This window comes from Paenibacillus sp. FSL R7-0313, from assembly GCF_037969885.1.
Taxonomy (GTDB): Bacteria; Bacillota; Bacilli; order Paenibacillales; family Paenibacillaceae; genus Paenibacillus.
The window spans coordinates 4,446,423-4,462,479 of record NZ_CP150219.1; the positions used below are offsets into that span (position 1 = coordinate 4,446,423).

Sequence of the window (16,057 nt, forward strand, 5' to 3'; positions counted from 1 at the left end):
GTATTTGCGGTCTGTATTCATTTTTATAAATAAAGTTTTCTGTCCCAAAACTTTAATTCACACTCCTCTAAGGCTATTTAGAATCTAAAAGAAGTAATATGCATTCCTTATTAACAAAATAATTCACTTGTTTTCATTTGTCAAAGTATTTTTGTATAAATGAACATTATTTTTTATGTATATATCTGTTTAGGTTTACATTTGCACAATTTATGACTGTTTTTTTGAAAGTAACAACTTTATATAAGTTGATTTGATCGTTTTTTATTATTGTTTTTAAATCTACTGATTTACAAATGTAAATTGAAGGTGGTTGTTGAAAAGCCCTAATTCGGGAGTCAGTACATCTCCTTGATTTTGAATCCAATTGCTGCAATTAGTTGGATGCGTATTGTTCCGACAAAACAAAAAAAGCCGCTATAATAGCGACTTTAATTGGAATATGTTCCTGTCCCGCGACAGGTTAATAAATTAAACTTCTCGCTTATGCTTTAACAACTTCAACCTTTTTATCCCCTGCTGACTTCGCTACCTCTAACGTTGTGTTATCTTGGATAGTGACTATTACGCCAGTAGCCAGCATAGAAACGATTAAAGCTGCGCTGAGGGCTGTGGAAATTTTTTTCTTAACCATAATCATACCTCCGATATCTATTTTGTTGTAATAAGCGGCTCAAAGAACTATGAAGAGCCGAGTGTAACAAGATATTACAATATTTCACTTTTTTTGTTGGGGAATCTACCTGGTGATTGTATTATAACGTACTGCCAATCATTGTAAAAGGGTTTTTTCCTTGTGTTCAAAGATGTAAAGTATCCACATATTCAATAAACCTTTTCGCTGCTGGGGAAATATTATGATCATCTCTCCACTTTAATCCTATTTCCCAGTACCATCCTTCATCAATGATAGGGATCCAGACCAATTCATCTAACATCAAACCCAGCGTCTTAGGCAGCACTGATACACCCAAACCCGACTTTATAAAACCGGCTACAGTGATCAGGTCCTCCGCTTCATAGGCCGAAGCAAGAAAAAATCCGGTATGTTGGAACCGGGATATAATCGTTGCTTTTAATCCACAGTTATTTTTCAATCCAATAAATGGCTCGCCAGACAGCTCTGCCAAACTAAGAGCGCTACAATCTGCATAACGATGTTGGGAGGGAACAACAATGTATAAAGGAACATTCTGAATAGTCTTCCAGTGATGATTATCCATAGTAGACTCCCTCGATGTAATCATAACATCCGAAAACCCTTGCTCCAGATGTTCATCAATATCTCCTAAGTTCCCTTGTGTCAATTCGAACCGAACTTTGGGATACTTCAATTGATAACTCCGGATTAGACTTGGGATCAATTCAACCCCGAGAATGTTTAGATAAGACAACGTAATCACACCCGTATCCGGATTGGACCACTCTTCGATTTCCTTTAGGCCATTTTCAATATTTTGTAGGGCTCTACCAATCCATTTAGAAAACATGGTACCGTTTCGGTTCAGCTTTATATTTCGTCCATTTCGCTCAAATAAAGGAGCTCCTATTTCGTTTTCGAGCTTGGCAATTGCATGACTTAATGCTGGCTGAGTAATACCAAGTTTTTTGGAGGCTAAGGTCATATGTTCAAGCCGTGCAACGGTCATAAAGTATTCTAATTGTGTAAGTTCCATTAAAACACTCCTCCCTATATTAATATTATTCATCATTTCTATTATTATAATAAATTGGACGTTATGAAAGTAGCAAGTGTAATATTAGTTCTAGCTCCTCTCGAACAACACATCAAGCTTTAGAGACAGAGCAATTTTAAATTAAATATTGAATACCATCACTAGGAGGAATAGTTATGCATAAAGAATTTGAGTTCTCTGTATCGGAATTTGAAGGTAAAAAGGTGCTCGTAACCGGAGGAACAAAGGGAATGGGGCAAGCTGTTGTAAAAAGACTTGCAAACGGCGGAGCTACTGTCCTTACTACTGCCCGTTCCCTATCAACTGACTTACCAAATTCGGTCAAATTTGTACAAGCAGATGTCGCCACACCTGAAGGTGTAGAGCAAATAATTACAGCAGTAAAAGAGCAACTTGGAGGTATCGATATTATCGTCCATTGCGTAGGTGGATCAACGACACCACCAGGAGGCGCACTTGCATTGAGTGATGAGGATTGGCTTCATACATTAAATTGGAATTTACTCGCAGCAGTTCGACTTGATCGTGGCTTAATTCCACTTATGTTAGAAAATAATTCAGGCGTAATTCTTCATTTCACTTCCATCCAGAGACGTTTACCTTTATATGAAACTACACTGGCTTATGCATCTGCCAAAGCCGCGCTGGCTAATTATAGCAAGGGATTATCAAATGAATTTTCCCCACAAGGAATTCGCATAAATACGTTGTCTCCCGGGTTTATTCAGACAGAAGCAGCTGACGCATTAATTGATCGGATCGCAACTGAAACCGGAAGTCGAGAAAGTGCCCTTGAACAACTTATGACTTCACTCGGAGGTATTCCAATTGGTCGGCCAGGATTTCCTGAAGAAGTCGCTGAGCTGGTCGCATTTCTGGTCTCAGACCGAGCAGCATCTATTACAGGTAGTGAATATGTCATAGATGGGGGAACTATCCCTACCGTCTAATAATTAAATTAATAAAGGGAGAGAACAATATGGATCTCAATCATTTACCGTCTGTAATTGCCAAATACATTACTGCATCTAACAAGCCAGAGCCAGTAGTATTTGTAGATTGTTTTTCAGAAAATGCCGTTGTGATGGATGAAGGAAAAAAGCGAAATGGCAAACAGGCGATTCGGGAATGGAGTGATCAAAACCATTTCGCGGCGAATGTAACGTTAGAGCCAACAAAAGCCAAAAAAATAGGTGATGAAATTGTGTTAACATGCAAGCTGGATGGTACCTACGACAAGACGGGTCTACCCGATCCGCTATTATTGAATTATCATTTTGTTATTAATGACGATAAGATCATTAGACTTTCCATTTTCTAAAGATATCCAAATGGCTTGTCCGCCACGGGCTGCAGTAATAAGCTCTCTTTGTACATGATTTGAACAAAAAGATGCCCCCACAATGATGTATTTGATCATGTGGGGGGCATCTTTTAAATCACGACAGCCGTTCAACATTAATCAAAGGCTGTATTTTGATGTCGAAGTCAACATTAATTTTCATATTTTCCCAATATCTCAACCATTGCTCTTCCGTTATTGGTTTAGAAAAAGGCTTAAGTGAATGTGTTCCGACCTCTAAGGGATCCACTTTCAACCGTTGCATACTTTTTAATAATTCTGACGTTTGTTCCTCAAGGTATACCTCAATCTCATGAATTAAATGTTCCAATTGTTCCTCGCTTTGAATATTCTTTTCTCCCTGGTATTCCTCAATTCTTCCTTTCAATCCCACATGTAAAGACAAGGATGAATAGTCACTTGATAGTTTCATGCGAATATTGGATCGAACACGTCCCAAACTAATAGATAACTTTGGAATGGCCAAGACTTTTAAGAAATGATCGTTATCCAGAAGTTGAAAAATTTCATCACTTACGTCTTGAGTAACCATCACTTCTTTATCATTTTGGAAAAAGGCCGTTCCTACGTAATTGAAATTATTTTTATCCGCATGAAAAACCGGCAGGATCGGATCCTTAAGAGGGGAATATAACATCTTCATGAATTGATGAATATTGACAATGCTCATTTCACCTTGGTTATGTTCCTCGTAATGCTTTAACATCCGATAAAGAAAATAATCTTGGTTTTCTTGCTTCGTCAGTTGATTTTTTATGTATTCATCAAAATCGCCTCTGACAATCAATAAATAGACACGCATTGAAATATCGGGATCAACCAATATCGTATTGATCAGTTTTTCAATGCCTTCTTTTTTGGCCAGTTCCTCATTGATTAATAACATTCGCAGCTGCCCCTGTTTTAATTCCCGATAATAAATTAAATTAAATTCCTTGCCTCCCTGCTTTAACAGATCAACTTCCTTGGAGAGAAATCGTTTTTTTTCTTTGATGAGTGGTGGTACTAAAGTGCTGATTTTAAACTTTCCCTCCGTCCCCTTGTCAACCGACCAGAAAACTACCGGAGCGATCTCTTCGATCATATTGTTCTCGGCATATGGAGAAGAGCAACCGGCCATCCACATAAGGCTTACAATCGCCAATAAACCATAGTGCTTGTATGATACCATACCTACACTCTCTCCTTTCGTTTAATCATAGTGAAAAGGATCGTAGGAACAAGTAAATAAATGAATGCACCAAGCCAGATTTGAATGTTCAGTAACATCTTTTGACCCGGAACCGTTTGCCATAACCATTGATCCATTATGATGATACTTATCAAAATGACAAACCAACTCGACAATAATCCGATCCGAGTTGTGCCTTTGTTCATTTTTTTCATAAAGACTCTTGCGGCTCCATATAAACACAACAAAAGAATTGAAATGTCAAATACATAATTAAACATATGGAAAGAGATAAGGATGTAATCGATTCGTTCTAAACCACTCATTTGAATGTAGCTTCCCATATATACTACCGGAAAGTTGATCTTGCTTAAAAAGTTTGAACCGTAAAACAATACCGAAGCAATGAACAATAATGAATATTCGATGATCGTCAGCATGTTTCCAATGACAAGATATTTCGATATTTTTTTATTGGAGCTTAACCATGGAACCATAAAGACCAAATATACTGGACCGGAAAATGCCGACCAAATAAACAACAAACCCTGCCATGATTGTCCAGACCATTCGGTGGGGATTAGAGGATACAGATCGCGGTAATTTGCAATCGGCGTAAAGAAAAAAGGTATAAACATGATTAATATCCAAGCCCCACAAAAAAAGGCGATGACGACAAACTGCAATGTTTTCTCCATTCCATGTGAAGCCACAAATAAGCTGATCGAAAGAATAAATAGGATAAGCCACTTTTTATTCATTGATGGATAAATAAAATTATGGAGCATTTCAACGTAACCCAGTGTTATGATTGAGATTTTTAACAATATGATCAAAAAACCAAATATTGCGAAAACTTGAACTGTCCGTTTCCCAAAAAGCTGTACAATTCCTTGATAGCCTCTTGTTGCATAATTGGAAGTAAACCATTTGGACAGCATCATCAAATTAAGTTGGGACAGTAGCCCCAAGGCGACAATTCCCCAAACCATATACGAATGAACCAAATAAACCGGCATGATTAAAATAAAGTAATGCATTTGCGTGCGATTAACCAATAAAAGGAAATGGATGCCGCCAAGGGTGGAAGTTTGATTGAATAAGGATAAAGTCTTCATTTCTTCATCTTCTCCTGTCGCCATTTCTGTAGTGGTTTTAGATTTTTCGGACGCGTTTTCATCCAAATCAAAGGCCCGCGAATAAAGAAGTCAATCCAATCCTTCCCATAAAAAGGAGAAAGAGGTGCTAAATACGGTTGACCTAATGACGTTAATGCATGGATATGTGCAAGAATCCCGATCAGCCCGATCACGATTCCCGGCAACCCAAGAAACGATGCAAGGATAAGAAGAAGCACTTGCAACAGAACCATGGATTTTGTCATTTGATAATTGGGAACTAAAAAGAAAGCAATAGCGGATATACCCATCAAAACAATTAATACTTTACTTGCAAAGCCTGCCTCTACAGCCGCTTGTCCAATGACAATACCACCGATAACCCCTAGAGTTTGACTGGTTTTGGTCGGCATTCTCAAACTTGCTTCTTTGATGATTTCTAGTGTTACGATCATGAAAATTCCTTCCACAAACGGAGTAAAGGGCAATTTGCTTCTCGATTCCAATAATACGAAGAGAATCGGCAGCGGAACCATTTGGTAATGAAATGTCGTTAAGGCAACATAAAAAGGAATCATCGTCAAAGAAATAATAAAACTTCCATACCTCATTAAACGTAAAAAACTGGCTACCGGCCAACGAAGGAAGTAGTCTTCTGGCGATTGGAATAGATGGAATAATGTAATGGGACAAATTAAGGCAAACGGTGAATTGGAGACTAATAAAGTCAGCTTACCCTCACCTAAGGCGAAGGCGCAGGCATCCGGCCGATCCGTCTGTAGAAACTGGGGAAAGACCGTATGGTTATGATCTTCAATAAAAGCTGCAAGCTGTGCGGAGTCTAAAAACTGATCGAAATCCACACTTTCAATTTTCTCTCTTGCAAGGGAAACAAATTCCGGATTAATTATTCCGTCTATGTACATTAACACAACTTTTGTTTTACTCAGTGATCCGATAGTGAAGCTTTCCGTTTTTAATGTCGTTATAGGCAAACGTCTGCGCAACATTGTAATGTTTTTATCGATTTGTTCGCTGAAGCTATCTTTCGCTCCATATATAACCGTTTCCGTTTGAGAAGATTCTACTGCCCGACCAAGAGGATTTTCCAATTGGACAGCTAACCATTGATCGTTGACGGAATCGTATAGAAGAATATATCCTTGCATTATTTTTTGCCCAGCATCTTCGATCGATATAACTTCTGAAACATCAGAATTGATTATGCATGAAGAAAGCGAATTTCCGCCTGATTGATGAAGTGGCTGAATAATCGCCTCGTTTAAACGCTCTTGATCTATTAACGTTTTTATAAATAAAAGATGGACTGAAGCACTCGTACCTATTTTGTGCTCAATGATTTCGGCATCTTCCATATGGTTTAATATCTGTTTTAAATCATCAAGCCATGTAGACTTTTGATGATTTTTCATTTGAGGCTCGTGTTTTTCAACCATGGTCTTCTCCTTTATCAAAGTAATAAAATGGTGATAAGGTTAATATCTTGTCCTGTAATCGAAAAATCATACGACCGGCAATGTGTATACTAAGCCTCATCATGTTCGAGAATGAGGGTAAATCGGGATCAGGATTCTTTTATTCGGTGAGAATGCATGTGGTAATCTGCATTTTTTTCAATGCATATGAAAAAACCTCAGCCGGTTAAGCGAGCTGAGGTCAATAAATTAACGATTAATGTTTTTTTAGTTGCAACCACTGTTGGTTTTGATTCCGTTGGCTTTCGCATCAGGTGCTTCGAATACCCCTGATTGGGACTACTAGAGTTGCACCTAACTTCTTCATTTAATAACTTCAACCTTTTTATCCCCTGCTGACTTCGCAACCTCTACCGTTGTTTTACCTTCAATTACAGTCCCGTCTCCTGGGACTTATAAATGAATGTAAGGTCAGTGATTCATATAATGGGCATATAGTTGCTCGTAGGTTGTAAAACGTTCGACTTCTCTGCCGACCTTATTATACTCGTCTAGATATTCATCCATCACTTCAAGGAACTTCTCTTTTATAACTGGTAGATTGCTTGCATCAAAGTACTGCATAAGATCAAATTTCTGAATTCCTTTCTCTACAGCCATTTCATCAAGATACCCATGTGCTCCAAAGGCGGAAAGAAAGACGTAGGAAGCATCGTTTGTTATAACACTGTTCAAAATTTTATTGCGGTAGTTGCACCACAATTCTTCATATGTTCCCCTCAGATTATCAAAGGTCGGAGCCGGTTTAACAATGAAGTTATCACACAACGTTTTATGCAACCTCGTAACACTATTCAACATATTAAAGGATGTTATTCGGATATCTTCAATGGTATGAGCTTCAATGATTGACATGTATAAGGATTCGAGATCATCCGGAACATAGCGAAACAAGCGTATCTCTTCCAAATGTCGCTTAATCCCTCGTTTGATGCACGTGTTATTCATGCTGACCAAGGCATTAACTAGATTGTACAGAACGTCAGCAGATGCATATCGAACTGAACCGATATCTTCACCCAGCATCGTATCGCTATATGCTTGCTTAGCCATATCGATCCATTTATTTGCGCGATTAAGACATGCTTCTCCTATCGGGGTTGCAAGTGCATCAAGAGCTTTTTGCCGAAAGTCGTTCAATTTCTCCAGATCCTCAGGTTTTGCATAGTAGAGTACTTTGAGCTCGGTTAGGCTCGATACGTTAGGACTCTCCAAGGTGGATTGCTCTTGTATTCTTGAGTCCCATGGCGTGCAATAGATATCATATCCAACGTCATCCAAGATAAAGCAATCGGATATGCCCCATCCCTTTTCTGTATTATTAATGATAATTAAATCGAGATCACTCTTCTCGTGAAAATCCCCGTTGCTAAACGAACCAGTAAGCCCAATAATGGCGATATCGTCTAAAAAATCTCTTTTTACGCGTTCGATCACCATATTAATTAGCAGTTCATTTTTGTCCAGCAGCATCTTTTTTATGTTTTCGTTCATTCATTACACCCCTTTTCATGATCCGGCTGTCCTTCATCACAACAACCTTAGCTTGAGTCTATTGATTTAGGGGTGCGGTTACTATGTATAAGTTGATTTAAGTCATCTTTGAACAAAATCCGCTAAACCGTCGATAAGACGTGTTAGCGGATAGCATTAATTCTTTGTATAGACTATTTTCTTAATGCTTTCACAGGACAAGAAATACCGATCCGCCAACTCCTCTATCCTGATTCCATTAAGGAATAAGGATTTAATCTCAGCGTTTCGAGCAGAGACCTTACTCTTGCTCTCTGTTTTCTCGCCCCATTTTAGATGCGTCTCTTTGGGTTTGGGGATATAAACCAATTCGCCTTGAACGTATTCTTGAATGATACGTAACAATTCTTCCGGAAAAATAGACTCGGCTTTTGAATATTTCATGGGCCTCACTCCTTATTTAATAGATCAATAAGGTGCAAAGCCAGTTAGTAGAATATTACGATTCGTCGTTGGCAATGTGATTATTCCCAGGCTCTATGCAAAGCATTGCCATATTCTTCACTGGCTTTGCATAGAGCTGTGCATGTAAGAATCCTACCCCGATTGTTTTCAATAGCCTCACCTCCATAGAAAATAGATCGCCGCTATTTGCTTATTATATCAGAGCTTGTTGTTCAATTGTTTAATGATGTCTTAGGGCAGATTCGACTTACGCAATATATCAAAAGGTAGGAGCAGGTAATTCATCTATTTTCATACGTAGTAAACTATAGGGTTTTTGTCGCAGGTCTTTTCCGTAATGAAATCTGGCCTGCCTATGTAATTGGTTCACAATTACATATAAATATTGATCCGGACCAATAGAAAAAGTATCCGGCCATAAAATTCTCGGATCATGCGCGATGGTTTCCATGATTCCATTGGGGGATATTTTTCGAATGCTATCGTTTTCATAGTCTCCAGCATATACGTTTCCTTTTGCATCCGTTATCATTCCATCAGAAGCTCCCTTTTCTCCCCAATACTGCACAAGATAACTTAAATTGAGATCCGGTATTGTTCTGTCTCGCAGAGCTTCTGTTGAGATTGAGTATAGATAACGACTGGATAGTGGACAAAAAAATAACATTTTTCCATCTGGGGAGATCGCTATACCATCAGAGGCCAACTGAAAGGGAGATGTTGAACCAACGGTGTTTCGATTCATCAAAATTTCACCTTCCACTTTCGGTAAAAAATAAGGATCAGGTGAAGTTGAATTTGCTCCATTTAACCGTCTATACGCATTTCCATTTTCTAAATTTACAACGATAATAGCGCCTGGCCCTCTGGAAGAAGAGTCCGTTATATATGCATAACCTGCTTTACCCACTCGGAAATCAAATCGGACATCATTCAGATATGTTGTCGGCAAGACCACATCTTCTGCAAAAGTATATACTTTTTTTATTGTATTTGTTTTTAAATCTACAGCGACTAATTTTGCCCCTCCTTTCATAGGCTCAGAAAAATTTGGTGCAGCCGTGTCCAGTACCCACAAGGTTCCCCTTCCGTCTGCAACAACACTTTGGACACTGATGAAGGACATTTTGATATTTAATGGGTTGATCATATTCGTTTCTACATTAGGATAAGGTTGCATCGGACCCTCAACAATTTCCGCTACCGTAAATCTAACGTCATCTCCCCATTTTGGAAAACAAATAAAGATACGCCCGGTTTCGGATACACTAACGCCTGTAGGCATAGCCCCGTAAAAGGAATGAACGAGTTCCAACTTACCGAAATACTTTTCCATAGGTAACATAGGTTTTTATGATATCCTCCTTAACATATTTGAATAGATATTACCTATAATATGTTCCAGACTTTTTCTAATACCTGGCCCTTAATCGTCTTTTTCTACGTGTTTTTGAAAATGTCCAAGGAACAAAAAACCAATGCGAACGACAAAATGTCGGTACGCATTGGTTTTATTAAATTTCAGGCTATCCGTCTACTTCAATGTACGATCTTTTGCTGATCGCTGAACTCATCTTGATTATCTGTTCGCTTTACGTAAGTCACTTATTTTCCATCCTGAGACTGATTACTCTCTGCAGCTTCACGACCGCGACCTCCCATGCCTCCTCGCGTATTATTTTCACCCAGTTTGGACAGGTCAACCGAAGAAGCATCAATCAGTGAATCCGAGTCCTCTTTTTGTTTCTCGGTCGTGGAAGGGATATCTCCGTCCAGTTGCCCTTGTATACTTTCTGCACGCAGCGTGCCAAGTTTGGTCAATTCTGTAACAGCTTCCTCGTACTTATCATACGTAATAAACGCTGTAGGGTCTTGCTTCACATATTCTGAGATCATGTTGTTCAGGCTTTGCACTTTTTCTTCATATTTTCCGTCTGCGAAGTATCCATCTACGATCTCCTGCAAATATTCATGATACTTGGCCTTATACTCCGGCACCTCAAGGAGCTTTCCTAAAATTGGACGTTCGTCCAGGCTGACCCCTGATACCGGCGTATCAATCGCCAGATTCACGACATCGGAGGCAGAACCAGCTTGAAATCCACCGAAGGCCATGTTGTAGTCCCAGGGCAACATGCTGATCTGTCCATCGTTTTCATACAGATAATAGTTATGTCCCATGTTGGACGTGTAACTGTCCATATTGACAACGACCGTGTGGGCTGCAAAATATCTCAGAACTTCGTCCACATCCACATATTTCTCCAGTTCGGTACCTGTGCTCAAGTTTTTGAGCGATTCAGTGACACGCTGATAATCTTCCTCTGTTGTTTTGGTCTCAGCATTGTCGAAGATGGCGGAGTAACTGGATGATTTGTCATCGGTATACACCAATGAAACACCATTGCCGCTTCCATCCATACCACCTGGACCACGGTTACCCTTCATACCTGCTTCCGGTAGTGTATTCGCTCCATCTTCCCCTGTCCCGCTGTTCATATTCGGCGGACTTGCACCATCCGGTGGCGCCATACCTTCAGTAGGAGGCTGCATATCTCCATACCCTTGTGCAAAAGGATTGCCATCTGGCCCTCCCATTCCTCCTGCCCCCATGTTGTCATCATTGTTCGGCTTGTAAAGTTCACCCTCATCATTCTTGGCTCGAGCGAGATATCCGCTGTCAATGTCTTCAACAGCCAGATACAAACCCCAAGTCTCTCCATCTACACTAATATTGGAGAATGCGAATAAAGGTGCATCTACGCCAATATAACTCATGATGTCATAACTCAAGTATTCCTTCATATAACTATTGTCGCTAATCATGTTGTTCACAACGAGCTTGTCCAACCCCATCCAAGTTTGATCCTTAACATACTCATCAAATTTGATTTTGAAACTATATCGATCCGTTGTATCATCGCTAGCAACTTGCCGAAGGCTGGAGTTACCCTTTGGACGAATTCCGACGTTTTCAATCGTTGTTCCGTTAATCGTAATATTAGCTGAGATGTACTGCTCCTCATTTGCATTATCCAGCATCTCTTTCCATGCCGTTTCATCCACATCAATCGAAATGGACATAACCTCAGTTTTGTTGATTTGATCGGCATACCCTACTGTCTGCGCAGTATTCTCCGTTTTACTCTGATTATCCGTATTCGTTTGTTCTGTTTCAGTCGAATTGCTTTCCGAGTCCACACTTCCTTGATTAGTCGAGCTGCATGCCGTCAGCATTGCAGTACATAACACCGCTACACCGATAAATTTAGGCCATTTGTATATACTCATTGCCATCACCTCATGATTGTTGTTGAATCTTTTTATATGTAATTCATCATAGATGGCAATTCTTAAATGAATCTGAATGAGTGGCGTCATATGGTACTCTCTAATTGAATGAACGACCAGTGAACTTAAGGCTCCAGCCTCCATGACATCTCCCAAAAATCAAGCTCGAAGCGACTGCACATCACGAAAATATCTTCCATTCGTTGGTACGTTTCCTCGCTACAGCCTTCTAATAGCTTATCCGTTAACGCCACAAGGGATTGATTGCTGCTGTTGTATTCAGAGGAAGCATATCCTGTGATCCACTCTCCATAAAAAGGATGATCAGCTGCACCTGGCTTTTGGGCAAGAACTTGACCAATCTCTGCATAGCTCCATGAGCAGGCCAGAATCGATACAAGTACTTCTGCTATACCGCCCGCATGGGAAACTGAGAGCATATAGTTTGTATAGGCTGCATTTTTCAGTGCAGGTTTTACCTGAAAAACATGATCCTCTGTAATTCCTAAACGCTCCATATAAGAACGATGAATTTTCATTTCACCATTCAGGATGTTATCTACGTTTTTACTAAAAAACTGCATCAATTTGGGGTCGTGCGACTTGACGATACCTAGTGCAAATACGCGGGCATAATCGAACAGGTACAAGTAGTCTTGCAGCAAATAATAACGAAATTGTTCAACCTGTAAAGAACCATCCCCGATCCCTTTAACAAAGGGATGCTCAAGACATTCCTTCCATACAGGCTGTGCTGCCTGGTGTAGTCTCTCTGAAATAGTCAATATGTGTTCCTCCAATTCATAATGTATGTATTTAAAAACAAAAAAACGAAACATCCATAGGATGTTTCGCAGACAAATACACTAAAACAAGGGGGTTCGCATGAGCTACCCAAGTACAGCGTTTCATCGTTGCATCCCTACGTTGGCATGATCCAAATCAGGTAAGGTCGGTTTAACACCCTCTCAGCCGGTTAAGGCTCCCTCGCAAACGGTTGTATGTAGTTGATTACTTTCTTGTTCCCATAAAAGAAAAAATAACATCCATTTAGTATATCAAGGGCTGTTAAATATAGTCAAGGCAGTTTGTATCCCACCTCATCACCTTTGGTGACGTATGTAAACGATGAAAACCATCATAACAATGGTTGAGTTTTATCCCCTGTTATGATGGTTTCTATTATTACTATTACTGCAAACGATTTAATGCCCGAGTTTGTTTTTTTCGACAAAAGTGAGTATTCCGTACTGGGAAGTGTTTCTCCAGCTCTCATTGGTCGTATCATTCCACTTGGCTACGTTCTGTTTACCTCCGCCCTGGTTGTCGTTAATTTGAAGCTCGAAACCGAGGACATTTCCAGCCTTTGGCGTCAGTGAATTCAACTGGATTCTGGCTTCTACGAGGTATCCTTTATTCGTTTTCTTCACAGCACTTACAAGGCGTCCGGGTGAAGCACTGCCTGCAAAGGTTGCCACATTGTCTGCACTGATTCTGAACTGGGCATCATCATATTGAAAATACGGTGTCCGCTGGTGATTCTCGTCCAGGAAAATCTCAACCGAATCCTGATCCCATGGGTTGATGCTATCTGTGATGATGTTTGGATCAGTGACGTCAATCAGCAGATATAGATACTCCCCTGACCACATTGCGCGAGCCACTGCCTCTGCACCTTCGGTCTCATTCAACCTTTTTACTTCAAATGGTACAGCCTTATTCCATAGGGCTTCTTTCTTCCCATCAATCTGAACAATCCCTTGCATAGCTTGTGCAGATTTGGGCATAGGGGCGAGTTGAATCACGCCGTATTTGCTTGTATCTTGCTCCTGAGATTGTGTTCGATCATTCCAGTACAGTGGACTATAAGGTTGTGTCCCACTTGCAGCGCCATCCGTCACACGGATATCCAAACCTGCTTCATATTCTGATCCGATTTGTATACCACCCCATGGAATGGACAATTCAACCGAATATCCGGTTTTTGTCTCACGTACACGATATGAACGCTGCTCCGCGCCCTCAGCTTTGCCTGACCGCTTAATGATTACGTGTCGGTCATCTGCTTCATATGAGGTGGTCTTGCCGTTATTGAGATCAACAAAGAGTTCTACTTTGTCATTCACATCTGCCTTCGCATCCTGAACATCCACAAGGATATACAGGTTACTATGATCCCATAAGGTGCGGAAACTGGCTGATCCCGAAGAGTCGCCCTTCAGTGGAGTAGACACCGCTTTGTTCCAGAGTGGATCTTGTGACTGTTTTTTGATATCCGGTTTACCCGAAAGTGAGACGGCTCTCTGTGTCAACACAGGTAAGCTGGATTCATCCACAAGTCCCCAGTATGCTTTTTTGGCCTTCAGGGCTGAATCAAATAGCATCGCCTGGTTGTTGTAAGACTTCTCATCTTGAAGTCCCCATAAGGTAACTGAAGAAATGTGATCTTTGTGTTTTTGGTACAAATCCAACAATTCCTTATATCGATACGCCTGTTTCACCGCAACTTCATCCGACATCTCTTCACCAAATGGAATTCCGCTATCCACATCCAGTTCCGTGATCTGAATATCCAATCCAAGTTCGACGAACATGTTGATCGTTTTTTCAATTTCGTCGATGGGCGGGGATTCCAGATTATAGTGGGATTGCAAACCCACTCCATCGATGAGTCCCTTCTCTTTCAGTCGTTTGACCAACTGATACATATGCTCTCTTTTCTCAGGGACTTCCGTGAAGTATTCGTTGTAGTATAATTTGGCATCCGGATCGGCTGCACGAGCAAATTCATAAGTTTTCTCAATGTAATCCGGACCGATTAGTTCATAAAAGGGACTTTTACGTAAACCGTTGGCATCACCATTGCTATCCGCAATCGCCTCGTTTACCACATCCCAGGCATAGATCTAACCTTTGTATCGGGTCATGACGGTTTCAACGTAATCCTGAATCCGGGCAAGCAGTAATTCTCGACTCGCAGGGTTACCCTGAGGATCCTTGAACATCCACTCTGCAGCATCAATATACCACAACAACGCATGTGCGCGTACGCCCATACCATGCTCCTCAGCGAACTGAACATATTGATCGGCTGCCTCGAACTTATAAACACCTTCGGAAGGAGACATGTACTTCGGTTTCATCTCATAGGTTGCGGTCAAGCTGTTAAAGTGTTTGATGAGCAGTTGTCCATATGCGCCTTCCAACTGCCAGCGATACACCGCTGCACCAATGGGGAAATCATCTTGATACAGGTCCTTCAGAGACAGAATCCCTTCTTCAATCTCCAGTTGCTCGGCCAGAGTAAATGATACATCATCCACATAGAACGATAACGTATCTACGCTATCTTCAGAGATGTAGGGTGTTTCGATGAACAAATTCAATTCAGTGGGATTATCGCTATACTGAAAATTTCCGGTGATCTTATGCCATGTATTCCATTCTGTTTTGGCAATTTTCACGCTACCGATCGGGTTCCAGCTTTCGGCAGTAGTTTTTTTATATGTGGTGAGCTGAAGTGTTTGATCCGTGGTGGGCTCCTGGGTAAGTCTTACATATGCCGTAATTTCATACTCTTGGTTACGCTCAAGCAGATCCTTCATGGATAACATCGGTCCATGGTAGGAACGCTCACGGTTGGAAACTAGCATACTAGACTGGCCTTCGTGTGCTTCCTGTTGTGTCACTGTCAGATTTTCACTACCGACACGTGGAGTCCATCCTTGAAGTGTACCGTCTTCAAAGTTTGTGCTTAAATGACTTCCCTCCACTTCCGTAACTGCCTTGGCTGCATGTGAGACATTCGAAAATGGAAGCATGGCGAGTACCAGCACAAGAACCAAGGCTGTTATATTCCATTGACCTAACCGTTTCATACAATTCCTCCTCATGATTTGGTCTAAGTATTTCTGAACGGATTAACATCCAGATAAATAGATTATAGTTCTTTCGATAGCGCTTACATATAACAAATCCCCAAT

Annotated in this window: 13 protein-coding genes, 1 pseudogene and 1 riboswitch; of the genes and pseudogenes, 2 read left to right on the plus strand and 12 right to left on the minus strand. The window is 40.6% G+C overall.

Annotated elements, in window-relative coordinates:
• Positions 1-484: 484 nt before the first annotated feature.
• Positions 485-634, minus strand: coding sequence for a hypothetical protein (locus NSQ38_RS19495; RefSeq protein ID WP_338586948.1), 150 nt, complete (start codon positions 632-634; stop codon positions 485-487).
• 166 nt (positions 635-800) lie between these two features.
• Positions 801-1,676 carry a LysR family transcriptional regulator gene (locus NSQ38_RS19500; RefSeq protein ID WP_339783636.1) on the minus strand — a complete coding sequence of 292 codons (876 nt, stop codon included), beginning with the start codon at positions 1,674-1,676 and terminating at the stop codon, positions 801-803.
• Between the two features lie 176 nt (positions 1,677-1,852).
• Between NSQ38_RS19500 and NSQ38_RS19505 the strand changes: the two genes are divergently transcribed.
• Complete coding sequence (locus NSQ38_RS19505; protein WP_339783638.1) at positions 1,853-2,647, plus strand: SDR family oxidoreductase; 795 nt, start codon at positions 1,853-1,855, stop codon at positions 2,645-2,647.
• A 29-nt stretch (positions 2,648-2,676) separates the two neighbouring features.
• Positions 2,677-3,018, plus strand: a complete 342-nt coding sequence (locus NSQ38_RS19510) for a nuclear transport factor 2 family protein (protein ID WP_339783640.1) — start codon at positions 2,677-2,679, stop codon at positions 3,016-3,018.
• Positions 3,019-3,136: 118 nt separating this feature from the next.
• Here NSQ38_RS19510 and NSQ38_RS19515 read toward each other — a convergent pair whose 3' ends face one another.
• The 10 genes and pseudogenes from NSQ38_RS19515 to NSQ38_RS19560 all read right to left on the minus strand — a co-directional run.
• Positions 3,137-4,231 (minus strand): Ger(x)C family spore germination C-terminal domain-containing protein, encoded by a 1,095-nt coding sequence (locus tag NSQ38_RS19515; protein WP_339783641.1) that lies wholly within the window; start codon positions 4,229-4,231, stop codon positions 3,137-3,139.
• 2 nt (positions 4,232-4,233) lie between these two features.
• Positions 4,234-5,415, minus strand: a complete 1,182-nt coding sequence (locus NSQ38_RS19520; RefSeq protein ID WP_339783643.1) for a GerAB/ArcD/ProY family transporter — start codon at positions 5,413-5,415, stop codon at positions 4,234-4,236.
• Entirely contained in the window at positions 5,346-6,806 is a 1,461-nt protein-coding gene (locus NSQ38_RS19525) for a spore germination protein (RefSeq protein ID WP_339783645.1), read from the minus strand. Before NSQ38_RS19525 ends, NSQ38_RS19520 begins: the two co-directional genes overlap by 70 nt.
• 450 nt (positions 6,807-7,256) lie before the next feature.
• The gene (locus NSQ38_RS19530; protein WP_339783647.1) at positions 7,257-8,339 is read right to left on the minus strand and encodes a nucleotidyltransferase domain-containing protein; all 1,083 of its coding nucleotides are present in this window, start codon (positions 8,337-8,339) and stop codon (positions 7,257-7,259) included.
• 156 nt (positions 8,340-8,495) lie between these two features.
• Positions 8,496-8,762, minus strand: a complete 267-nt coding sequence (locus tag NSQ38_RS19535) for a CD3324 family protein (protein ID WP_339783649.1) — start codon at positions 8,760-8,762, stop codon at positions 8,496-8,498.
• Positions 8,763-9,042: 280 nt separating this feature from the next.
• Positions 9,043-10,128, minus strand: a complete 1,086-nt coding sequence (locus tag NSQ38_RS19540; RefSeq protein ID WP_339783651.1) for an L-dopachrome tautomerase-related protein — start codon at positions 10,126-10,128, stop codon at positions 9,043-9,045.
• 260 nt (positions 10,129-10,388) lie between these two features.
• Positions 10,389-12,074: a CotH kinase family protein gene (locus tag NSQ38_RS19545; protein ID WP_339783653.1), complete on the minus strand. Its 1,686-nt coding sequence runs from the start codon at positions 12,072-12,074 to the stop codon at positions 10,389-10,391.
• Positions 12,075-12,199: 125 nt separating this feature from the next.
• Complete coding sequence (gene tenA / locus NSQ38_RS19550) at positions 12,200-12,859, minus strand: thiaminase II (RefSeq protein ID WP_339783655.1); 660 nt, start codon at positions 12,857-12,859, stop codon at positions 12,200-12,202.
• Between the two features lie 116 nt (positions 12,860-12,975).
• A riboswitch (TPP riboswitch) is annotated at positions 12,976-13,073 on the minus strand.
• Positions 13,074-13,279: 206 nt separating this feature from the next.
• Positions 13,280-13,861, minus strand: coding sequence for a sugar-binding protein (locus tag NSQ38_RS19555; RefSeq protein WP_339790601.1), 582 nt, complete (start codon positions 13,859-13,861; stop codon positions 13,280-13,282).
• An 18-nt stretch (positions 13,862-13,879) separates the two neighbouring features.
• Positions 13,880-15,967: pseudogene (locus tag NSQ38_RS19560) on the minus strand (endo-1,4-beta-xylanase); the annotation flags it as partial.
• Between the last annotated feature and the right edge of the window lie 90 nt (positions 15,968-16,057).